21 protein-coding genes are annotated in these 20,022 nt (G+C 70.2%); 16 read left to right on the forward strand and 5 right to left on the reverse strand.

Translation table 11 applies throughout. The annotated features are described in order from the left end of the window. The first annotated feature begins 123 nt into the window (after positions 1–123). Positions 124–1,431, forward strand: coding sequence for a D-amino acid dehydrogenase (locus RAB71_RS03105; protein ID WP_010343258.1), 1,308 nt, complete (start codon positions 124–126; stop codon positions 1,429–1,431). Further along, positions 1,410–2,483: an alanine racemase gene (gene alr, locus RAB71_RS03110; RefSeq protein ID WP_010343259.1), complete on the forward strand. Its 1,074-nt coding sequence runs from the start codon at positions 1,410–1,412 to the stop codon at positions 2,481–2,483. Before RAB71_RS03105 ends, alr begins: the two co-directional genes overlap by 22 nt. 48 nt (positions 2,484–2,531) lie before the next feature. Here the strand turns inward: alr and RAB71_RS03115 are convergent, their stop codons facing one another. Next, positions 2,532–3,101, reverse strand: a complete 570-nt coding sequence (locus tag RAB71_RS03115; RefSeq protein ID WP_010343260.1) for a DUF3016 domain-containing protein — start codon at positions 3,099–3,101, stop codon at positions 2,532–2,534. Positions 3,102–3,293: 192 nt separating this feature from the next. Between RAB71_RS03115 and RAB71_RS03120 the strand changes: the two genes are divergently transcribed. The 5 genes from RAB71_RS03120 to RAB71_RS03140 all read left to right on the forward strand — a co-directional run bounded on the left by RAB71_RS03120 (position 3,294) and on the right by RAB71_RS03140 (position 8,064). After that, positions 3,294–3,764 carry a hypothetical protein gene (locus tag RAB71_RS03120; protein ID WP_010343261.1) on the forward strand — a complete coding sequence of 157 codons (471 nt, stop codon included), beginning with the start codon at positions 3,294–3,296 and terminating at the stop codon, positions 3,762–3,764. 19 nt (positions 3,765–3,783) lie between these two features. Continuing rightward, the gene (locus RAB71_RS03125; protein ID WP_138985758.1) at positions 3,784–4,029 is read left to right on the forward strand and encodes a hypothetical protein; all 246 of its coding nucleotides are present in this window, start codon (positions 3,784–3,786) and stop codon (positions 4,027–4,029) included. Positions 4,030–4,190: 161 nt separating this feature from the next. Continuing rightward, positions 4,191–6,191, forward strand: coding sequence for an ATP-binding protein (locus tag RAB71_RS03130; RefSeq protein ID WP_010343262.1), 2,001 nt, complete (start codon positions 4,191–4,193; stop codon positions 6,189–6,191). Between the two features lie 143 nt (positions 6,192–6,334). Then, positions 6,335–6,655, forward strand: coding sequence for a DUF3247 family protein (locus tag RAB71_RS03135; RefSeq protein ID WP_010343263.1), 321 nt, complete (start codon positions 6,335–6,337; stop codon positions 6,653–6,655). A 74-nt stretch (positions 6,656–6,729) separates the two neighbouring features. Beyond that, positions 6,730–8,064: a sorbosone dehydrogenase family protein gene (locus RAB71_RS03140; protein WP_010343264.1), complete on the forward strand. Its 1,335-nt coding sequence runs from the start codon at positions 6,730–6,732 to the stop codon at positions 8,062–8,064. Between the two features lie 269 nt (positions 8,065–8,333). Here RAB71_RS03140 and RAB71_RS03145 read toward each other — a convergent pair whose 3' ends face one another. After that, complete coding sequence (locus RAB71_RS03145; protein WP_010343265.1) at positions 8,334–8,597, reverse strand: hypothetical protein; 264 nt, start codon at positions 8,595–8,597, stop codon at positions 8,334–8,336. A 143-nt stretch (positions 8,598–8,740) separates the two neighbouring features. On the opposite strand from RAB71_RS03145, the gene RAB71_RS03150 reads away from it, so the two are divergent. Both RAB71_RS03150 and RAB71_RS03155 read left to right on the forward strand, forming a co-directional pair. Next, positions 8,741–9,811, forward strand: a complete 1,071-nt coding sequence (locus RAB71_RS03150; protein WP_010343266.1) for a class I SAM-dependent methyltransferase — start codon at positions 8,741–8,743, stop codon at positions 9,809–9,811. Further along, on the forward strand, positions 9,808–10,515 hold the full coding sequence (locus RAB71_RS03155; RefSeq protein ID WP_010343267.1) for a pseudouridine synthase: 708 nt from the start codon (positions 9,808–9,810) through the stop codon (positions 10,513–10,515). The genes RAB71_RS03150 and RAB71_RS03155 overlap by 4 nt, the downstream gene beginning before the upstream one ends. An 85-nt stretch (positions 10,516–10,600) precedes the next feature. Here RAB71_RS03155 and RAB71_RS03160 read toward each other — a convergent pair whose 3' ends face one another. Both RAB71_RS03160 and RAB71_RS03165 read right to left on the reverse strand, forming a co-directional pair. Further along, complete coding sequence (locus tag RAB71_RS03160) at positions 10,601–11,164, reverse strand: DUF1415 domain-containing protein (protein ID WP_010343268.1); 564 nt, start codon at positions 11,162–11,164, stop codon at positions 10,601–10,603. A 16-nt stretch (positions 11,165–11,180) separates the two neighbouring features. Continuing rightward, positions 11,181–12,110 (reverse strand): LysR family transcriptional regulator, encoded by a 930-nt coding sequence (locus RAB71_RS03165; protein ID WP_010343269.1) that lies wholly within the window; start codon positions 12,108–12,110, stop codon positions 11,181–11,183. 152 nt (positions 12,111–12,262) lie between these two features. Between RAB71_RS03165 and RAB71_RS03170 the strand changes: the two genes are divergently transcribed. The 6 genes from RAB71_RS03170 to salA all read left to right on the forward strand — a co-directional run bounded on the left by RAB71_RS03170 (position 12,263) and on the right by salA (position 18,159). After that, positions 12,263–13,438 (forward strand): muconate/chloromuconate family cycloisomerase, encoded by a 1,176-nt coding sequence (locus tag RAB71_RS03170; RefSeq protein WP_029562127.1) that lies wholly within the window; start codon positions 12,263–12,265, stop codon positions 13,436–13,438. A 2-nt stretch (positions 13,439–13,440) separates the two neighbouring features. Then, positions 13,441–13,731: a muconolactone Delta-isomerase gene (gene catC / locus RAB71_RS03175; protein WP_010343271.1), complete on the forward strand. Its 291-nt coding sequence runs from the start codon at positions 13,441–13,443 to the stop codon at positions 13,729–13,731. Between the two features lie 76 nt (positions 13,732–13,807). Continuing rightward, complete coding sequence (gene catA / locus RAB71_RS03180; protein ID WP_010343272.1) at positions 13,808–14,746, forward strand: catechol 1,2-dioxygenase; 939 nt, start codon at positions 13,808–13,810, stop codon at positions 14,744–14,746. 171 nt (positions 14,747–14,917) lie between these two features. Beyond that, the gene (locus RAB71_RS03185; protein WP_010343273.1) at positions 14,918–16,111 is read left to right on the forward strand and encodes an OmpP1/FadL family transporter; all 1,194 of its coding nucleotides are present in this window, start codon (positions 14,918–14,920) and stop codon (positions 16,109–16,111) included. A 19-nt stretch (positions 16,112–16,130) separates the two neighbouring features. Then, complete coding sequence (locus tag RAB71_RS03190) at positions 16,131–16,850, forward strand: alpha/beta fold hydrolase (protein WP_010343274.1); 720 nt, start codon at positions 16,131–16,133, stop codon at positions 16,848–16,850. Between the two features lie 22 nt (positions 16,851–16,872). After that, entirely contained in the window at positions 16,873–18,159 is a 1,287-nt protein-coding gene (gene salA / locus RAB71_RS03195; RefSeq protein WP_010343275.1) for a salicylate 1-monooxygenase, read from the forward strand. 160 nt (positions 18,160–18,319) lie between these two features. Here the strand turns inward: salA and RAB71_RS03200 are convergent, their stop codons facing one another. Further along, entirely contained in the window at positions 18,320–18,802 is a 483-nt protein-coding gene (locus tag RAB71_RS03200; RefSeq protein ID WP_010343276.1) for a YajQ family cyclic di-GMP-binding protein, read from the reverse strand. Between the two features lie 228 nt (positions 18,803–19,030). Between RAB71_RS03200 and RAB71_RS03205 the strand changes: the two genes are divergently transcribed. Then, complete coding sequence (locus RAB71_RS03205; RefSeq protein WP_010343277.1) at positions 19,031–19,927, forward strand: DMT family transporter; 897 nt, start codon at positions 19,031–19,033, stop codon at positions 19,925–19,927. The last annotated feature ends 95 nt before the right edge of the window (positions 19,928–20,022 follow it).

Here is a 20,022-nt window from a genome sequence, read left to right on the forward strand (position 1 = left end):
AGGGGTTTGGCCTGCCGGGTCGGCAGAAGTCAGGGGAAAATCCTGGGTTGTGCTGCCTATACTGCACCGAACTTCTGCCCTGGTGCCATCCAGCCAGGGAATTGATCCAAGCGGAGTAGGCGCATGCGGGTTCTGATTCTCGGCAGCGGTGTGATCGGCACCACCACGGCGTGGTATCTGGCCCGCAGCGGCTGCGAGGTGACGGTGGTCGACCGCCAGCCGGCGGCGGGGCTGGAGACCAGCTACGCCAATGCCGGGCAGGTCTCGCCCGGCTATGCATCGCCATGGGCCGCGCCCGGGGTGCCGCTGAAGGCGCTGAAGTGGCTGTTCCAGCGCCATGCGCCACTGGCGATCACGCCCACCGCCGACCTGCAGCAGTACCTGTGGCTGGCGCAGATGCTGCGCAACTGTACGGCCGAGCGCTATGCGATCAACAAGGCGCGCATGGTGCGCCTGTCCGAGTACAGCCGCGACTGCCTGGACCAGTTGCGCGCCGAGACCGGCATCGCCTACGAAGGCCGCCAGCTCGGGACCACCCAGCTGTTCCGTACCCAGCAGCAACTGGACGGCGCGGCCAAGGACATCGAGGTGCTGCGCGAGTACGGCGTGCCCTATGAACTGCTCGACCGCGCCGGCATCGCCCGGGTCGAGCCGGCCTTGGCCAGCGCGCCGGCCAGCCTGGTGGGCGCGCTGCGCCTGCCCAACGACCAGACCGGCGACTGCCGCCTGTTCACCCAGCGCCTGGCGGCGATGGCCGCCGCGGCCGGCGTGCAGTTCCGCCAGGGCGAGACCATCGAGGCGCTGCAGGCCGATGGCGACCGCATCGACGGCGTGCGCATCGGCGGCCGGGTCGAGCGCGCCGACCGCTACGTGGTCGCGCTGGGCAGCTACTCGCCCGGCCTGCTGGCGCCGCTGGGCATCCGCCTGCCGGTGTACCCGCTGAAGGGCTATTCGCTGACCCTGCCGATCCGCGACGCGGCGCTGGCGCCCACCTCCACCATCCTCGACGAGAGCTACAAGGTGGCGATCACCCGCTTCGACGAGCGCATCCGCGTCGGCGGCATGGCCGAACTGGCCGGCTTCGACCTGTCGCGGCCGGCGCGCCGCCGCGCCACCCTGGAGAAGGTGGTCAACGACCTGTACCCGCGCGGCGGCGACCTGGCCGCGGCCGAGTTCTGGACCGGGCTGCGCCCGGCCACTCCCGACGGCACGCCGGTGGTCGGCGCCACCGGCTACCGCAACCTGTTCCTCAACACCGGGCACGGCACGCTGGGCTGGACCATGGCCTGCGGCTCCGGTCGCTACCTGGCCGACCTGATGGTCTCGCGGCAGCCGCAGATCAGCGGCGAGGGGCTGGACATCTTCCGTTATTCCCGCGGTTCCGCCGCGTCCGTTGCCGAGGCCGTCGCGTGCGCCCAGCCCGTGCAGTGATCGATCTCGGCGCGCTGCGCCACAACTACCGCCTGGCCCGCCAACTGAGCGGTGGCAAGGCGCTGGCGGTGGTCAAGGCCGATGCCTATGGGCACGGCGCGGTGGCCTGCGCGCGCGCGCTGGACGGCGAGGCCGACGGCTTCGCGGTGGCCTGCATCGAGGAGGCGCTGGAACTGCGCCAGGCCGGCATCGCCGCGCCGATTCTGTTGCTGGAAGGCATCTTCGACGCCGACGAACTGCCGCTGGTCGCCGAACACCGGCTGTGGTGCGCGGTGGCCTCGCCCTGGCAGGTGGAGGCGATCGCCGCCTTCGCCGCGCCGCAGCCGCTGTGCCTGTGGCTGAAGCTGGACAGCGGCATGCACCGGCTTGGGCTGGCGCCGGACGAATTCCGCGCCGCGCATGCGCGGCTGAGTGCCTTGCCGCAGGTCGAGCGGCTGGTGCTGATGAGCCACTTCGCCCGCGCCGACGAACTGGACAGCGCGCGCACGCGCGAGCAGGTGGAGGTGTTCCGCCAGGCCACCGCCGGCCTGGCCGGCGAGACCAGCCTGTGCAACTCGCCGGCGCTGCTCGGCTGGCCGGAGCTGCGCAACGACTGGGGACGGCCAGGGCTGATGCTGTACGGCGCCGACCCGTTCGCCGCCGCGGCCACGCTGCCCGGCGAACTGCGCCCGGTCATGACCCTGCAGTCCAGGATCATTTCCGTGCGCGACATCGCACCGGGCGAGCCGGTCGGCTACGGCGCGCGCTTCGTCGCGACGCGGCCGACCCGGGTCGGGGTGGTGGCGATCGGCTATGCCGACGGCTATCCGCAATTCGCGCCCAACGGTACGCCGGTGCTGATCGACGGCGCGCCCGGCGAGCTGATCGGACGCGTGTCGATGGACATGCTGACCGTGGACCTGACCGACCACCCGCAGGCCGGCCTCGGCAGCGAGGTGCGGTTGTGGGGCGAGCAGCCGCGCATCGACGCGCTGGCCGGGCGCTGCAGCTCCAGCGCCTACCGCTTGCTGTGCGGCCTCAAGCGCGCGCCGCGCGTCTATCTCGATGCGTAAGCCAATGGCTGACGGCGCCGGCGCGATGCCGGCGCCGCGCGCCGGGCCTCAGCGCTCGGCGACCGTGCTGTCCTTGCGCAACTGCCGGCGCAGCCACTCGTCGAGCATGCGTTTTTCGTAGCGCAGCGGATCGGTGCTCAGGCCGACCGAGCTGTTGTACAGGTAGCTCGGGTCCATCAGTTTCGGCTGGCCCTGCGCCAGCACCTGGCCGTCGGCGCCGTACAGGGTGAAGTCGAAGCTGATCCGCGGCGGGTACAGGTCGCGCATCACCCGCACGTCGTTCCAGTTGGGGCCGTGCCATGGCTCGAAGTCGCCGGCGCGCTTGATGTCGGTCAACTTGATGTCCAGGCGCTGCCCGGGCTGCAGTTGCTTCGCTGCCTGCTTCTGCAGGTAGGCGGCCAGGTCCTGTACCCAGTCGCCGCGTTCGGCTTCCCAGCGGTTGCGGCTCTGCCGCAGTTCGCTGAAGGTGGCCGGGTCGGCCCAGCTCACCTGCACCGGGCCATCGCTGGCCAGGCTGCGCGGGGCCTGCGGGTCGGTGACGTTGCGGATCTCGGCGGAGGCGCCGCCCGCCCACAGGCAGGCAACAGCCAGCGCCGTCCAGGCATAGCGGATCTTCATGGCGGATCTCCAGGAGGCGTACGCGCAGTGTGTGCCTGTGCCGGCGCGCCCGCAATCGCGGCGAGCCGCGCGGCCGCGACCGTTGACCGCGGATTCATCCGCCCGGGCATGACGGACGGCTCACATCGCCTCGCCGCCTGCTTCACGGTGCGCGCGCGAGCATGGCAGCCACTCGAGCACGACGGGGATCGCATGAAGACGCCGCTGTTCCACCAGGCCCACACCGGCAGCGATGTGCGCCTGCAATTCATCGACTGGGCCAAGCGACACGGGCACAGCCCGGCCAGCGGTGCGGCCGCGTTCGTCGAGCATCAGGCCAACCTGGACGAGGCGGCACGCCAGTTGCGCCTGAATCCGGGCGACGACGTGCGGCATCTGCTGCGGCGCTACCTGGTCTCGCTCGGCGAGGCGCAGGACGTGGCCGTGCAGTTCCCGCCCAGCTACCACTACCGCAGCCCGCAGGGGCAGAGCTTCCGCTACACGCTGACCCTGGTGCTGGCCGAGGACGGTGTGGAGTGGAAGGCGCGAGTCTGGACGGGCCTGGAGTACCTGGGCCTGATTGTCGGCCGCGGTGCTGGCCCGCGTGCCAACTACACGCGCCTGGCGCGGATGGCGGTGGAGCACGAACTGGCCAGCGACGCTCCGCGTTTCACGCTCGGCTGAGCAATTCAGGAACCTTGGCATGTCCGTCGTCAGCGCCCCCGAGCGAATCGCCGTCCCAGAAGACTTCCGCCGACAATGCCGGCAGTTGGGGCCGGCGCGCGTGCAGCAATTGCTGGAGGCGTCGCCGCCGCCGTGGCGCGAAGAAGCCGAGCGCTGGCTGGAAGAGCAGGCCTTGCGCAATGCGCGCCTGACCCAGTGGATGGTGCTGGCGGGCATCGGTCTGTCGCTGCTGGGCATCGTGCTGGTGATCGCCTTCTATTGGTGACCATTGGGCGACGGCCGGTCGGTGCGGCGGCTTGACGTCGGCGGAGTGGCTTAACAAGATGGGCGTTCCGCCTCGCCGTTCCTAGCGCGTCGTTGTTGCGCCGCGGATGCCGGGCACTGTCTTCATCCGTTGCCGTAGGCCGCTTCCAGAGCTACTCCGTCATGCATGCCAGTCCAGACTCCACCGCGTCTTCTTTCGTGCAGGCGACGGACCTGCAGTATCGCGAGATCTTCGACAAGATCGATTCCGGCTTCTGCGTCATCCAGATGCTGTTCGAGGGCGAGCGCGCGGTCGATTACGTGTTCCTGCAGGTCAATCCGGCCTTCGAGCGCGAGACCGGCCTGCGCGATGTGGTCGGGCGGCGCATGCGCGACATCTCGCCGACCCACGAAGAGCACTGGTTCCAGCGCTACGGCGCGGTCGCGTTGACAGGCCGTCCGGACAAGTTCGAGAACTTCGCCACCGCGCTGGACCGCTGGTGGGCGGTGGATTCGTTCCGCGTCGGCGCGCCGGAACTGCGCCAGGTCGCCGTGCAGTTCCTCGACATCACCGAGCGCAAGCGGATGGAGCGCGACCTGGCCGAGAGCGAGGCGCGCTTCAGCGCGCTGGCCGAGGGCCTGCCGATGCCGGTGTGGGTGCTGGACGCCCAGGGCGAACTGCGCTTCACCAACACCGCCTATGCCGATTTCTTCGGCATCGATCCGGGCGCCGAGGCGGCGCGCCCGGGCTGGGGCGACGTGCTGCATCCGGAAGACGCCGGCGTGTTCGCCTACGAGCTGCGCAACGCGCTGCACGACCAGCGCAACCTGCGCGCCCTGGTGCGCGCGCGCCGCCACGATGGCGAGTGGCGCTGGCTGGAAATGACCGCGGTGCCGCGGTATGCCGCCGAGGGCCAGTTCATCGGCCTGGCCGGCAGCAGCCCGGACGTCACCGAACGCCGCGACATCGAACTGGCGCGCGAGCAGTTGCTGGAATCCGAGCGCAGCGCGCGCAATGCCGCCGAGAGCATGGCGCGGCTGAAGGACGAATTCCTGGCGACGCTGTCGCACGAACTGCGCACGCCGCTGACCACCATCCTCGGCTGGAGCGATCTGCTGCTGCAGCGGCTGCCGCCGGGCGATCCGAGCAGCAAGGGCCTGTCGGTGATCGCCAGCAGCGCACGCGCGCAGCAACGGCTGATTTCCGACATGCTCGATCTCAGCAGCATGCTGCTGGGCAAAGTGCAACTGGAAGTGGAAGCGCTGGACCTGGCCGAGCAGGTGCGCGAGGCGATGCGTGCGCAGGAGCCGGTGGCCGAAGGCAAGGACCAGGCGCTGACCCTGCAGGCACCGTCGCAGCCGTGCATGGTGCTGGGCGACGCCACGCGCCTGCAGCAGGTGTTCTGGAACCTGCTCTCCAACGCGATCAAGTTCACCCCCGCACACGGGCGCATCGCCCTGGCGATCGACCTCGAGGACGATGGCGAGCACGTCAGCGTGGCGGTGCGCGATTCCGGCGACGGCATTCCCCCGGAATTCCTGCCGCATCTGTTCGGCCGCTTCCGCCAGGCCGACAGCACCACCACGCGCCTGCACGGCGGCCTGGGCCTGGGCCTGGCGATCGTGCAGCAACTGGTGGAGATGCACGGCGGGCAGATCAGCGCGGCCAGCGAAGGCCGCGGCTGCGGCTCGGTGTTCACCGTGCGCCTGCCGCTGCACCGCGATGCGCCGGGCTCGCGCCCGCTGCGCGAGGTGCGCGCCTTCGCGATGGCCGAGCAGGTGGTCGAGGCATATTCGCTCAAGGGCGTGCGCCTGCTGGCGGTGGAGGACCAGCCGGACATGCTCGACTACCTGCGGCGCCTGCTCGAGGAGCAGGGCGCCGAGGTGGTCGCGGTGGGCTCGGCCAGCGAGGCGCTGGAGGTGCTCGACAGCGGCGGCCATGCGGCGATCGACGTGATGGTCACCGACATCGGCATGCCGGGCATGGACGGCTACGGCCTGATCCGCACCGTGCGCGAGAACATGGGCCTGGGTGCGGACGACCTGCCGGCGGTGGCGGTGACCGCGCTGGCGCGCGCCGACGATCGCCAGCGCGCGCTGCAGGCCGGCTTCCAGGAACACCTGGCCAAGCCCTACAGCGTGGCGCAGTTGGTCTCCGCGGTGCGCTTCGCGCGACAGCGCTAGGGAGCGTCCTCGATCGACGGGCACGCCGCGCCCGCGCGAGCCAGCGCGGCATGTGCGGCAACCGAGCGGATGTCCCGGCGCTCTTGCCCGCTGGCTCACGCCGGCGGCGCTAGGCTGCAGCGGTCCCCACACGGAGTCCGCCGATGACCCAGTTTACCGAGCGTGTCCACACCGACCAGGCGCAGATCCAGGCGCTGGAAGCGTTGATCCTGCAACTGCCCGGGCAGGCGCATGTGCGCATCGAATTGCACGATGGCAGCGTGTGCTTCGGCACCGTGTCGGTACGCCCCAGCATCCAGCAGTTCCGCGACGCCGAGGGCAAAGAGGGCAGCAATGCGCAGGTGCGCATCGACGACCTCGACGACCCGGCCAAGCATCGCTATCTGTGGCTGGACCAGATCCGCAGCGTACGTCAGCTTCCCCCACGGCCCTGGGATGTCGATCCGCGCGACGCCGCCTCTTGACGCATCTTTCACTTTTTCCAAGCCATGGCTGGGCATCATCGGCGTTCCCCCGTGTTCCCGGATATCCAAGACGCATGGCCATGTCTTCGCAGATTCGTGCCCGTTGGGTGTTGTGTGCACTGAGTGCCGCCCTGCTCGCCGCCTGCGGCGATACCGCCAAGCACGCCATCGAGGACGGCATGGGGCCGGATCCGGTGCTGCCCGATCCGGTCAAGCGCATGATCCCCACGGTCAAGGTCGCCGAGGTCAAGCGTTGGGCTGATGGCGCCGCGCCGGTGCCGGCCGCGGATCTGGCAGTGCAGGCCTTCGCCCGCGACCTCGATCATCCGCGCTGGCTGTACGTGCTGCCCAATGGCGATGTGCTGGTCGCCGAAACCGCCGAGCCGCCCGCCCCGGAAAAGGAGAGCAGCGGCCTGCGCGACAAGATCCAGGGCGCGATGATGTCCAAGGCCGGCGCCAGCGTGCCCAGCGCCAACCGCATCACCCTGCTGCGCGATGCCGACGGCGACGGCGTCGCCGAGGTGCGCACGCAGTTCCTCAAGGGCCTGTATTCGCCGTTCGGCATGGCCCTGGTCGGCGACCGCCTGTACGTGGCCAATGCCGATGCCCTGGTCAGCTTCCCGTACAAGGACGGCGACACCCAGATCACCGCCGCACCCAGCTTCGTCGCCAACCTGCCCGGCGGCATCAACCACCACTGGACCAAGAGCCTGCTGGCCAGCCGCGACGGCAAGAAGCTGTACGTGGGCGTCGGCTCCAACAGCAATGTCGCCGAGAACGGCATGGACCAGGAACTCAACCGCGCCGCGATCCTGGAAGTGGACGCGGCCAGCGGCGCCACCCGCGTGTTTGCCAGCGGCCTGCGTAATCCGGTGGGCCTGGCCTGGCAGCCCGGCACCGACACGCTGTGGACCGTGGTCAACGAACGCGACGAACTCGGCAGCGACCTGGTGCCCGATTACCTGACCTCGGTGCGCGAGGGCGGCTTCTACGGCTGGCCATACAGCTACTACGGGCAGCATGTGGACGAGCGGGTGCAGCCGCAGAACGCGGAGATGGTGGCCAGCGCCATCAAGCCCGACTATGCGCTGGGCCCGCACACCGCCTCGCTCGGCCTAGCCTTCTACGAGGGCGCACTGCTGCCGCCGACCTACCGCGGCGGCGCCTTCATCGGCCAGCACGGTTCCTGGAACCGCAACCCGCCCTCCGGCTACAAGGTGATCTACGTCCCCTTCGTCGACGGCAAGCCCAGCGGCAAGCCGCTGGACGTGCTGACCGGCTTCCTCGACGCCGAAGGCCGCGCGCAGGGCCGCCCGGTCGGCGTGGCGGTGGACAAGCCCGGCGCGCTGCTGGTCGCCGACGACGTTGGCAACGTGGTGTGGCGGGTGACGCCGAAGCCGGGCAAGTGACGGCAGGCGTTGTCGGTCGTAAGAGCGGCTTCAGTCGGGGGATTTTTGAATCCCGTCGCGGCTGAAGCCGCTCCTACGAAAGTCCTGTCCCGCGGTGCGGCACATAACCCAGGTATTCCGCATCCCTCTGTGCTTCGAACAGGATACGGATGCACTCATAGCACTCGTAGGAGCGGCTTCAGCCGCGACAGGCTTTCTCGGGAACGCCCATCGCGGCTGAAGCCGCTCCTACACATCAAATTCGGAAGGACGACGCCAACCGCCTGGCGTCAGTGCCCCACCGGCGCCGGCTCCACGCCGAAACGGCGGGCGTAGCCGCGTTCGTCGAACACACGCTGCACTTCGCTGTCGCCCAGTTCCGGCGCGGCGTAGACGGCGTAGACCACGCTGCCGTCGTCGCGTGCGCCACGCTGGTGCAGGCGGTAGCGCGGGCGCCCGGTGCCGGTGTTCTCCGGGTAGTGCAACGGCGGCTGGCTGCCATCCAGATCCACTTCGCTGTTGTCGACGACGCCGCCGATGAACACTGCGCGCATGCTGCCTCTCCAGTCATTGGGTGCCTTGCAGCCTAGGCGCGGCGATGTTGCCGAAACATCAATGATGCGTTGGATTCGCGCAAAACCGGGCCCGCCGCCGGCTGCCGGTAGAATGCGCGTCCCTGTTCCGACGACCACGCCCGATGCCGGCTGCGCAAGACGCCCCCCTCGAGACCCTGTTCCTGCCCTTTGCCCAGGGCGTGCTGCGCTGGCCTGCTGGCAAGGTGCTGTTCCTGCGCGCCCGCGACGGCTGGGCGCTGCGCCAGCACGCGCAGCCGGCGCACCTGGTCTGCGAACAGGATTACCGACCCTTCGCCAGCGCGCTGCAGCAAGGCGGCTGGACGGTGCGCGCCGAGCAGGACGGGGATACCGATGCCGGCGGCTACGCGCTGGTGCTGGTGTTGCCGCCGCGCCAGCGCGAGGAAGCGCGGGCGTTGCTGGCGCGCGCAGTGGCGCTGGCTGCGCCGGGCGGCGTGGTGGTGGCCTGCCAGGCCAACAACGAGGGCGCGCGCTCCGGCGAGGACGATCTGCAGCAACTGGCCGGCCTCGGCGGCAAGCTGACCAAGCATCACTGCCGGGTGTACTGGACCGCGCCGCTGCAGGGCGGCCACGACACCGCGCTGCAGCAGCGCTGGGTCAAGCTGGACGCGGTGCGGCCGATCCTGGATGGGCGCTTCCGTAGCCGCCCGGGCGTGTTCGCCTGGGACCGCATCGACCCGGCCTCGGCGCTGCTGGCCGAGCACCTGCCCGCCGACCTGCGCGGCCGCGCCGCCGATCTCGGCGCCGGCTACGGCTACCTGTCGGCCGAACTGCTGGCGCGCTGCCCGCAACTGACCGCGCTGGATCTGTTCGAGGCCGACGCGCGCGCGCTGGCGCTGGCGCGCGCCAACCTGGCGCCGGCGCCGGCTGCGGTCACCCTGGGCTTCCACTGGCACGACGTGACCACCGGATTGCCCGGGCAGTACGACGTCATCGTCAGCAATCCCCCGTTCCATGCACCAGGACGGATGGAACGGCCGGACATCGGCCGGCGCTTCATCGCGGTGGCGGCGCAGGCGCTGGCGCCCGGCGGGCGGCTGTTCCTGGTCGCCAACCGGCATCTGCCCTACGAGGCGGTGCTCGACGCCAGTTTCGGCGAAACCGAGGTGCTCGCCACCCGCGACGGCTTCAAGCTGATCCACGCAGTGCGCAGCCGCGCCGGAGCGCGCCGATGAAACTGGTCAAGCACCTGGCCAACCTGGGCTACGGTAGCCGCAAGCAGGTGGCGCTGATGTTCCGCGAGGGCCGCATCACCGACGCCGAGGGCGAGGTGCTGTATGCCGACGACCAGGTGCCGCACGCGGCGATCCGGGTCGACGGCGAAGCGCTGGATCCGCCGCCCGGGCTGATCCTGGCGCTGCACAAGCCGGTCGGCTACACCTGCTCGACCAAGGATCCGGGGCGCATCGTCTACGACCTGCTGCCGCCGCGCTTCCGCCTGCGTTCGCCGTTGCTGTCCACCGTCGGGCGGCTGGACCGCGACACCAGCGGCCTGCTGCTGATGACCGACGACGGCGCGCTGCTGCATCGCATCGTCTCGCCGAAGGCGCGGCTGGCCAAGGTCTACGAGGCCACCCTGGCCGAGGACCTGCGCGGCGACGAAGCGGCGCAATTTGCCAGCGGCACGCTGCTGCTCGACGGCGAGACCACGCCGCTGCTGCCGGTGGAACTGGAGACGCTGGGGCCGCGGCAGGTGCGTGTCGCCCTGCACGAAGGCCGCTACCACCAGGTGCGGCGCATGTTCGCCGCCGTCGGCAACCACGTGGCGGCGCTGCACCGCTGCCGCATCGGCGGTTTCGCGCTGGGCGATCTGCCCTCAGGACAGTGGCGGGTGCTGGAGGCGGCGGACGTGGCGGTGTTGTTCGAGGGCGGGGATTAGGGATTGGGGATTCGGGAGTGGCAAAGGCGCGATGCTCCTCGCACCGCGGCGAATCCCGCTTTTACGAATCCCGAATCCCGAATGCCTAATCCCGGCTGTCAAGCGCCCGCTTCCAGCCCTCCAGCCCTAGCTTCTCCAGGGTCTGCAGATTGCGCTCGACGATCACGTCCGCGTCCGGGAACGCTGCTACTGCGCGTTCCACGCTGTCCTCGCGCAGCAGGTGCAGGGTGGGGTAGGGCGCGCGGTTGGTGTAGTTGCCGATGTCGTCCGGCGCGGTGCCGGCGAACTGGTACTGCGGATGGAAGCTGGCCACCTGCAGCACGCCCTGCAGGTCCAGCGCCTCGACCGCGGCGTCGGCGTTGTCGAGGAAGTCGTTGTAGTCGAGGAAATCCTGCAGCACGTCCGGATGCACGATCAGCGTGGTGTCGATCTGCTCGGCCGGGGTGTCGCGCAACAGCACCAGTTCCTCGGCCAACTGTTCGAGCAGCGCCTCCGGCGTGCTCGCATCGCTGAGCACGTAGCGGATCTGCTGCTTGACGTGCACCGCCTTGGCGAAGGGGCACAGGTTCAGGCCGATCACGGCGCGTTCCAGCCAGCGGCGGGTGTCGCCCAGGTAGTCGGGCGCGTCGCCAGGAGTCTCGTCGTGCATCGGTCGCGGAAATCGCCTAGGGAAGGTGCAGGCGATTGTAGGCGGTGTCCAGCCACGCCGGCGTTTCCGCGTACATCTGGCGAATCAGCTGCTTGATCAGCGGCAGCAGGTCGGAACTGTCGTTGCGGCGATGGCTGAGGATGATCGGCGAGGTGGCGTGGGCGTCGTCGAGCAGGCGGTAGTGCAGGTCGCGACGCAGCACCCGCACCGAGGCCGGGATGACGCACAGGCCCATCTCGGCAGCGACCAGGCCCAGCGCGGTCTGCAGTTCGCGCACCTCCTGCACCGCCAGCGGGCGGATGCCGCGGTCGCGCAGCAGTGACAGCACCTGGTCGGCAAAGCTCGGCCGCGGCTGGTTGGGGTAGACGATCAGGCGCTGCGCATTCAGCGCGTCCGGCGCCAGTGGGGCGTTGGACGCGGCCAGCGGATGCTCCATCGGCAGCGCGACCACCAGACGTTCCTCGCGTAGCACGAACCGCTCCACCATCTCGTCGTCGTGACGGATGCGGCCCACGCCCAGGTCGATGCGGCCGGTCTTCAACGCCTCGATCTGCTCGCCGGACATCAGTTCCAGCAGGCGGATGTCCAGCTCCGGGCGCTGCTGGCGCAGCCGCCGCACCAGCATGGGCAGGCCGCCGTACAGCGCGGACGCGACGAAGCCGATGGCGAACACCCGCTGCTCGCTGCGGCCGAGCCGGCGCGCGGCATCCTGCATCTGCTCGACCCGGCCCAGTACCTGCAGCGCTTCTTCGTAGAACAGCTTGCCGGCGTCGGTCAGCCGCAGCGGGCGGCTGCTGCGCACGATCAGGCGTGTGCCCAGTTGCTCCTCCAACTGCTGGATCTGTCGGCTCAATGGCGGCTGCGCGATGTGCAGCAGCTCGGCGGCGCGGGTGAAGTTGCGCTCGCGGGCGACGGCGACGAAGTAGCGGAGTTGGCGCAGGTCCATCGGAATTTGTGTTCGTTGGAGGTATGTTGCGCTGCGGTAAAGTCAGCAACCATGCGGATTGTGCCAAGAACATACCAAAAAGGTATGGAGCGAGACTGAGAGAGTCTTGGACGTGGCCACGCGGCCGGCGCAGTGTGGGCCGCATGGACCCGTTGCCGACTCCCACCCGCCGTACCGCCCCCACCGTCGAACGCGTCGAGACCCTGCTGCTCGACCTGCCGACCATCCGCCCGCACCGCCTGTCGGTGGCGACCATGCAGGGGCAGACCCTGATGCTGGTGCGCCTGCACTGCTCCGATGGCGTGGTCGGCCTGGGCGAAGGCACCACCATCGGCGGCCTGGCCTACGGCGCGGAAAGTCCGGAAGGCATGAAGCTGGCAATCGACCGCTACCTGGCGCCGCTGCTGGCCGGCGCCGACGCCACCGGCGTGCAGGCGCTGATGCAGCACATCGGCAAGCAGGTCAAGGGCAATCACTTCGCCAAGTGCGCCGTGGAGACCGCGCTGCTGGACGCGCAGGGCAAGCGCGTCGGGCTGCCGCTGTCCGAGTTGTTGGGCGGGCGCCTGCGCGAGCGCCTGCCGGTGGCCTGGACGCTGGCCTCCGGCGACACCGCGCGCGACATCGCCGAGGCCGAGCAACTGCTGGACCTGCGCCGGCACCAGGTGTTCAAGCTGAAGATCGGCGCGCGGCCACCGGCCGAGGACATCGCCCACGTGGCCGCAATCAAGCGTGCGCTGGGTGCGCGTGCCGCGGTGCGGGTCGACGTCAACATGGCCTGGAGCGAGGCCGAGGCGGTGCGCGCGCTGCCGGCACTGGCCGATGCCGGCTGCGAGCTGGTCGAGCAGCCTGTGGCCTCGCGCGAGGCGATGCAGCGGCTGATGCAGCGCTTCCCGCTGGCGTTGATGGCCGACGAGATCCTGGCCGGGCCGGAGAGCGCGTTCCTGGCCGCGCGGGCGCCGGCGGCCGACGTGTTCGCAGTGAAGATCGAGCCGTCCGGCGGGCCGATCGCCGCGCAGAAGGTCGCTGCCATCGCCGAGGCGGCCGGCATCGGCCTGTACGGCGGCACCATGCTGGAAGGGCCGATCGGCACCATTGCCTCGGCGCAGGTGTTCGCCACCTTCCCGCAACTGCAGTGGGGCACCGAACTGTTCGGGCCGCTGCTGCTCACCGAGCACCTGCTGACCGAGCCGCTGCGCTACGCCGATTTCCATCTGCAGCTGCCCACCGGCCCCGGCCTGGGTATCGCGCTGGACGAGGCGCAGGTGCAGGCCTTCCGCCGCGATCGCGGCCGCAGCGTGGTGGCGGTCAGCGCCACCGCGGAGGACTGACCATGCTGTTCCACGTGACCATGGATGTGAACCTGCCCGCCGACATGCCGCCCGAGCGCGCCGAGCAGCTCAAGCGCGACGAAAAGGCGCGTTTCCAGGCGCTGCAGCACGATGGCCGGTGGCGGCACATCTGGCGGGTGGTCGGGCAGTACGCCAACGTCAGCATCTTCGACGTGGCCGACAACGCCGAACTGCACGCGCTGCTGCTGTCGCTGCCGCTGTTCCCCTACATGCGCATCGCGGTCACCCCGCTGTGCCGCCACCCCTCGTCGCTGCACGAGGACGATCGCTAGTTCCGCTGCGGACGCTCCCTCGGGAGGGGACGTGTCTCGGCCGCCATCGCCACCACGAGAAAGGAAGGGCATCACCATGAGCGTCAAGATCTTCGCCACCCCCGATGTGCAGGCGTTCCTGCGCCAGGTCAGCGGGCTGGACATGCCGGGCGGCGCGCCGCGGGTGAAGCAGATCGTGCACCGCGTGCTCTCGGATCTGTTTCGCAGCATCGACGAGTTGGAGATCACGCCGGACGAGTACTGGGCGGCGATCGCCTGGCTCAACGACCTCGGCGCGGTCGGGCAGGCCGGACTGATTTCGCCCGGGCTGGGCCTGGACCACTTCCTGGACCTGCGCCTGGATGCCATCGACACGCAGTTGGGCATCGACAATCCGACCCCGCGGACCATCGAAGGGCCGCTGTACGTGGCCGGCGCGCCGGTGGCGCACGGCGTCGCCCGGCTCGACGACGGCAGCGACGAAAACGGCCAGACCCTGGTCATGCACGGCACCGTGTACGGCGCCGACGGCCGCCCGCTGCCCGGCGCCAGCGTCGAGGTCTGGCACTGCGACACGCGTGGCTTCTATTCGCACTTCGATCCGACCGGCAAGCAGGCGCCGTTCAACATGCGCCGCACCATCATCGCCGATGCCCAAGGCCGCTATCGCTTCCAGAGCATCGTGCCCAAGGGCTACGGTGTGCCGCCAGGCAGTCCGACCGAACGCCTGCTGTTCGCGCTCGGCCGGCATGGCCAGCGCCCGGCGCACATCCACTTCTTCATCGGTGCCGACGGCCATCGCAAGCTGACCACGCAGATCAACATCGCCGGCGACCCGTTGGTCGACGACGACTTCGCCTACGCCACCCGTGATGGCCTGGTGCCGGCGATCGTCGAGCACAGCGACCCGGCCAGCATCGCTGCCAACGGTGTGGACGGCCCGTTCGCCGAGATCGCCTTCGATTTCCACCTGACCCCGCTGGTCGACGGCGTCGACAACCAGGCCAATCCGGCGCGGCGCCGCGCCGCCGCCTAGCCGAGTTCGCGCCACGGCGACGTTGCGGCGACGTGGCGGCCGCGGCGCAGCGACAACGCCGTCTTCAGTTCCTGGCATCCCGCTGCCGCCGCTTCCGGTGGCGGTACGGATCCCTGCGCGCCGCCGGCCGGCGGCCGCATCCACGCATCGGCTCGGAGGGAGGGCCCGATCATGCAGCAGTTCGCACATCCAACGCGCCGCAGGGCGCAACGACAGGGCGCGCCACGCTGGACCACGCTGCTGTGGACCGTGGCGGCGGTTTCCGGCGGTGCCGCCGCCAACAATGGCGTCGCCTTGCCCGGCTACGGCGCGCAGACCCAGGGGCTGGCCGGCACGTCGATCGCCCTGCCGCTGGACGCGGCGGCGTCGGCCAACAACCCGGCCGGCATGGGCGCGGTCGGCGACCGCGTCGATGCCGACCTGACCCTGATCTCGGCGCCGGTGCGCAGCCAGGTCGGCACGGCGCGCTACAAGGACGATGCGCTGATCCCGGTGCCGACCGCCGGCTACAACCGCCAACTCAACGACGACCTGAGCCTGGGCGTGTCGGTGTTCGGCCATGGCGTGGCGCTCGACTACGGTGCACCGGTGTACGGCAGCCACGACACGCTGTCCAAGCTGCAGCAGGTGGTGCTGGCGCCGACCCTGGCGTGGCGCGTGGGCGAGCAGCAGTACCTGGGCGTCTCTCCACGGCTGGCCTATCAGCGCCTGCACATCGCCGGGCTGGAGGGCATCGGCTTCCAGTCGGCCGGGGCCGACGCCGCGTACGGCTATGGGGTGGCGCTGGGCTGGTACGGCCAGTTGGCGCCGGGGTTGAACGCCGGCATTACCTGGTCCAGCCGCATCCGCTTCGGCCGCCTGCAGCGCTACCGCGGGTTGTTGCCGGAAGGCCGCCTGGATCTGCCGCAGCAGGCCGGTGCCGGCCTGGCCTGGCAGCCCAAGGCGGGGCTGACCCTGGCCGCCGACTGGCTATGGATCGACTGGTCCGGCGAGCGTGCCTACGGCAACCGCATCGACCAGGGCGGCGCACTCGGCGACGCGGACGGCCCCGGCTTCGGCTGGCACAGCCAGCGCGTGTTCCGGTTCGGCGCCGATTACCGCCTCAACGATGCCTGGTCGCTGCGGCTTGGTTACTCGCGCGCCAGCCAGCTGATCCCCGACAGCCAGGCGCAACTCGCGGTGCTGGCGCCGTTGGCGCAGTACCGCCACTACGCGCTTGGCGCGACCTGGCGGCTGTCGCCGCAGCTGTCGCTGACCGGCAGCGTCACCCACGCACCGGGCGGTTCGGTCGCCAGCGGCGGCGTGCAGGCCGGGACCCGCGACCTCACCTATCTCACTTTCGGCCTCGGCTGGACCTTCCGCTGAGCCACACGGAGACGACCCCATGCAAACCTATCTGTTGCTGCACGGTTCCTGGCACGACGGCCACGCCTGGGACGGCGTCGCCGCCCATCTGCGCGCGCACGGCGTGCAGGTGCACGCTCCGACCATCGCCGGGCATGGCGTGGGCGCCGACAAGCGCGTCTCGCACGCCGATTGCGTGGCCTCGGTGGTGGACTACGTGCGCCGCCACGACCTGCGCGACCTGGTCGTGCTCGGCCACAGCTGGGGCGGCAGCATCGTGCAACGCCTGGCCGAGGAGGAGCCGGAGCGCTGCAAGCGGCTGATCTTCCACAACGCCTTCGTGCTGCGCGACGGCGAGGCGCTGTTCGACCTGTTGCCGCCGCACTACCAGGCGCTGTGGAAGAACGCGGTCGATGCCGACGGCGGCATCATGCTGCCGTTTCCGATCTGGCGCGACGGCTTCATCGGCGACGCCGACCTGGCGCAGGCGCAGCAGGCGTACGCGCAGTTGAGCCCGACCCCGGCGCGCAGCCATTTCGACGCGGTACCGCTCAAGCGCTTCCACGAGCTGCAGATCCCGCGCAGCTGGCTCTATGCCACCGACGATGTGGCACTGCCGCCGGGCGAGTACGGCTGGCATCCGCGGCTGAGCGCGCGCCTGGGCGCCTATCGTCTGGTCAGCCTGCCGGGCAGCCACGAAGTGTGCTTTAGCGCGCCTGCGCTGCTGGCCGAGAAAATCCTGCTGGCCGGCCGCGACTGACCTTCCCCACCGGAGACTCCAGATGAATCCTGCATCCCCCCTGCGCATCGGCATCGTCGGCGGCGGCATCGCCGGCGTCGGTCTGGCCCTGGGCCTGTGCCGGCACCGCCATCTCGACGTGCAACTGTTCGAATCGGCGCCGGCCTTCGGCGAAATCGGCGCCGGCGTCTCGTTCGGCCCCAACGCGGTACGCGCGCTGGCCGGCCTGGGCATGGGCGAGCCCTATGCCGAACTCGCCGACCGCACCCCCGCTCCATGGCAGGACGTCTGGTTCGAATGGCGCCGCGGCGAGGACGCGCGGCTGCTGGGGCAGACCCTGGCGTACGGCGTCGGCCAGTCGTCGGTGCACCGCGCCGACTTCCTCGACGCGTTGGCCACCCGCCTGCCGTTCGGGCTGGCCAGGTTCGGCAAACGCGCGGTCGCCGTGGAGCAGGACGCCGACGTGGCGCGCGTGCGCTTCGCCGACGGCAGCCAGTACGAGGGCGATGTGCTGATCGCCGCCGACGGCATCAAGTCCGCCTTGCGCGGCGAGGTGCTGCGCGCGCTCGGCCACGCGCCGGCGGAACCGCGTTTCACCGGCACCTGCGCCTATCGCGGCCTGATCGACGCCGCGCGGCTGCGCGCCGCCTTCGCCGCCCGCGCCGTGGACGCGCACCTGGTCGACGTGCCGCAGATGTTGCTGGGCCTGGACGCGCACATCCTCACCTTCCCGGTGAAGCAGGGCCGGCTGATCAACGTGGTCGCCTTCGTCTCCGACCGCAGCGAGCCGGCGCCGCAATGGCGCGCTGGCCAGGCCTGGGTGCGCGAAGCCAGCCGTCGCGAGATGCTGGAGGCGTTCGCGCACTGGGGCGAGGCCGCGCGTACGCTGCTGGAGTGCATCGACACGCCCACGCACTGGGCGCTGCACGATCTGGCCGAGCTGCCTGGCTACGTGCACCGGCGGCTGGCGCTGATCGGCGATGCCGCGCACGCGATGCTGCCGCACCAGGGCGCCGGCGCCGGGCAGGGGCTGGAGGACGCCTATCTGCTGGCGCAGTTGTTGGCCACGCCTGGCCTGACGCGCGGCGATCTGCCGGCCCTGCTGCAGGTCTACGAGCGCTTGCGCCTGCCGCGCGCCTGCCGCGTGCAGCGCACCTCGCGCGAGGCCGGCGAGCTGTACGAGCTGCGCGATCGGCAGGCCGGTGCCGACGATACGCGGCTGGCGCAGACGCTGGCGCAGCGCTTCGACTGGATCTGGGAGCACGACCTGGAGGCCGACGTGGCGCAAGGGCGGCGGATGCTGGCCGCGGGCGTCACCGAGGGCGCCTAGCCCGCAACTGCGGTGCTAGGCTTCGAGCGCCTACGTACACCCACGCACCACGGCGACGGCATCGTGTGATCGAGTGCAAGGCGATCCATCGCCACGCGGTGGTCGTCCTGCACCCTCGCACCGGCATGGCGAGGGCGCGCGAGGCGTTTGCGCGGCGGCCTCAGTCGCGGAAATTGTCGAACTGCAGCGGCAGCTCGAAATCGCTCTTCTTCAGCAGCGCGATCGCGTCCTGCAGGTCGTCGCGCTTCTTGCCGCTGACCCGTAGCTTGTCGCCGTTGATCTGCGCTTCCACCTTGAGCTTGGCTTCCTTAAGCGTGGCGACGATCTTCTTGCCCAGCTTCTGTTCGATGCCCTGCTTGACGGTGATCTTCTGCCGCGCGCCGCCCAGGTTGGTCTCCAGGTCGCCGAATTCCAGGCAGCGCACGTCGATGCCGCGCGCCAGCAGGCGTGCGCGCAGGATGTCGGTCATCTGCTTGACCTGGAAATCGCTGGGCGCCGATTGCGTGATGACCTGGTCGTCGAGCGCGAACTTGGCGTCCACGCCCTTGAAGTCGAAGCGCGTCGACAGCTCGCGGTTGGCCTGATCGACGGCATTGGTCAGTTCGTGCTTGTCGACTTCGGACACGATATCGAAGGAAGGCATGGGCAAGTCCTCGGCAAAGATGCCTATCGTAGAACGTGCGGGCGCTGCGTGGGGACGTGCATGTGCGCAATGCCGTGCGTCGGTTGGGACCGCGCGTCGGGACTGAAGTCCCTCCCACATGGCTCCAGCCAGCCTATCGGCCGATACCGCTTCATGTGGGAGGGACTTCAGTCCCGACGCGATGTCCCCCGCACCACGCACGTCGCCGATCGCGGCGATAATGCGCCGATGCCCAGTTCCCGTTCCAATGCCGCCGCCGCTGCGTGGATGATCGCCGCGGTCGCGTTCTTTTCGCTGATGGATGCGTCGATGAAGCAGCTGAGCACGCACTATCCGGCGCTGCAGGTCGCGGCGCTGCGTGGCGGTGCCTCGCTGCCGTTCGTGCTGGTGTGGGTGCTGGCCAGCGCCGGGCCGCGCGCGATCTGGCCGGTGCGCTGGGGTTTGCACCTGCTGCGCGGCGTGCTCGGCATCGCCATGATCGGCTGCTTCGCCTGGGCCTTGCGCAGCCTGCCGCTGTCCACCGCCTACACCATCTATTTCGTCGCACCGCTGCTGGTGGCCGCCCTGTCGGTGCCGCTACTGGGCGAATACGTGGGCCCGCGGCGCTGGGCGGCGATCGGCGTCGGCCTGGTCGGCGTGCTGGTGGTGCTGCGCCCCGGTATGGACGGGTTCGTCTCGTTGCCGGGGTTGATGGTACTGCTGGCGGCCATCGCGTACGCGGTGGCCTCGGTGCTGGTCAGCCTGCTGGCGCGCACCGACACCTCGCAGTCGCTGGTGGTGTGGTTCCTGCTGATCATGGCGCTGGGCGCCGGTGCGCTGGCGTTGCCGGAGTGGACCCCGCTGCGCCCGGCCGACGCCGGCTGGATCGCCGGCATGGGCCTGGCCGGGGCGCTGGGCCAGGTGGCGCTGACCCAGGCGTTCCGCCGCGGCGACGCCTCGCTGGTCGCGCCGCTGGAGTACAGCGGCCTGCTGTGGGTGATTCCGTGGGACTGGCTGCTGTGGCGCAAGCTGCCCGATGCCTGGACCTGGGTGGGCGGGGCGATCATCGTCGCCAGCGGCCTGTACCTGCTGCATCGCGAGCGGGTCCGCGCGGTGGCGCATCCGCCGCCGCAGGCGCGGCCCTAGGCCCCGCGATGTGCGCGCACGTTAGAATCGAATGGAATAACGCACGCCATCTCGGCCTGCTAGGCTTTGCGCCCCCTGTCGCTGCCGGTCCCGCG

The sequence above is a fragment of the Xanthomonas sacchari genome (genome assembly GCF_040529065.1).
In the GTDB taxonomy this organism is placed as follows: Bacteria; Pseudomonadota; Gammaproteobacteria; order Xanthomonadales; family Xanthomonadaceae; genus Xanthomonas_A; species Xanthomonas_A sacchari.

Bases quoted from the DNA above. Each gene is read 5' to 3' on its own strand.
- RAB71_RS03205 (WP_010343277.1), top strand. From the start codon at position 19,031: ATGCCCAGTTCCCGTTCCAATGCCGCCGCCGCTGCGTGGATGATCGCC.
- salA (WP_010343275.1), top strand. From the start codon at position 16,873: ATGAATCCTGCATCCCCCCTGCGCATCGGCATCGTCGGCGGCGGCATC.
- RAB71_RS03135 (WP_010343263.1), top strand. From the start codon at position 6,335: ATGACCCAGTTTACCGAGCGTGTCCACACCGACCAGGCGCAGATCCAG.
- RAB71_RS03160 (WP_010343268.1), bottom strand. From the start codon at position 11,164: ATGCACGACGAGACTCCTGGCGACGCGCCCGACTACCTGGGCGACACC.
- RAB71_RS03165 (WP_010343269.1), bottom strand. From the start codon at position 12,110: ATGGACCTGCGCCAACTCCGCTACTTCGTCGCCGTCGCCCGCGAGCGC.
- RAB71_RS03125 (WP_138985758.1), top strand. From the start codon at position 3,784: ATGTCCGTCGTCAGCGCCCCCGAGCGAATCGCCGTCCCAGAAGACTTC.
- RAB71_RS03115 (WP_010343260.1), bottom strand. From the start codon at position 3,101: ATGAAGATCCGCTATGCCTGGACGGCGCTGGCTGTTGCCTGCCTGTGG.
- catC (WP_010343271.1), top strand. From the start codon at position 13,441: ATGCTGTTCCACGTGACCATGGATGTGAACCTGCCCGCCGACATGCCG.
- RAB71_RS03155 (WP_010343267.1), top strand. From the start codon at position 9,808: ATGAAACTGGTCAAGCACCTGGCCAACCTGGGCTACGGTAGCCGCAAG.
- RAB71_RS03140 (WP_010343264.1), top strand. From the start codon at position 6,730: ATGGCCATGTCTTCGCAGATTCGTGCCCGTTGGGTGTTGTGTGCACTG.
- catA (WP_010343272.1), top strand. From the start codon at position 13,808: ATGAGCGTCAAGATCTTCGCCACCCCCGATGTGCAGGCGTTCCTGCGC.
- RAB71_RS03145 (WP_010343265.1), bottom strand. From the start codon at position 8,597: ATGCGCGCAGTGTTCATCGGCGGCGTCGTCGACAACAGCGAAGTGGAT.
- RAB71_RS03130 (WP_010343262.1), top strand. From the start codon at position 4,191: ATGCATGCCAGTCCAGACTCCACCGCGTCTTCTTTCGTGCAGGCGACG.
- RAB71_RS03190 (WP_010343274.1), top strand. From the start codon at position 16,131: ATGCAAACCTATCTGTTGCTGCACGGTTCCTGGCACGACGGCCACGCC.
- RAB71_RS03105 (WP_010343258.1), top strand. From the start codon at position 124: ATGCGGGTTCTGATTCTCGGCAGCGGTGTGATCGGCACCACCACGGCG.
- RAB71_RS03185 (WP_010343273.1), top strand. From the start codon at position 14,918: ATGCAGCAGTTCGCACATCCAACGCGCCGCAGGGCGCAACGACAGGGC.
- RAB71_RS03120 (WP_010343261.1), top strand. From the start codon at position 3,294: ATGAAGACGCCGCTGTTCCACCAGGCCCACACCGGCAGCGATGTGCGC.
- RAB71_RS03150 (WP_010343266.1), top strand. From the start codon at position 8,741: ATGCCGGCTGCGCAAGACGCCCCCCTCGAGACCCTGTTCCTGCCCTTT.
- RAB71_RS03200 (WP_010343276.1), bottom strand. From the start codon at position 18,802: ATGCCTTCCTTCGATATCGTGTCCGAAGTCGACAAGCACGAACTGACC.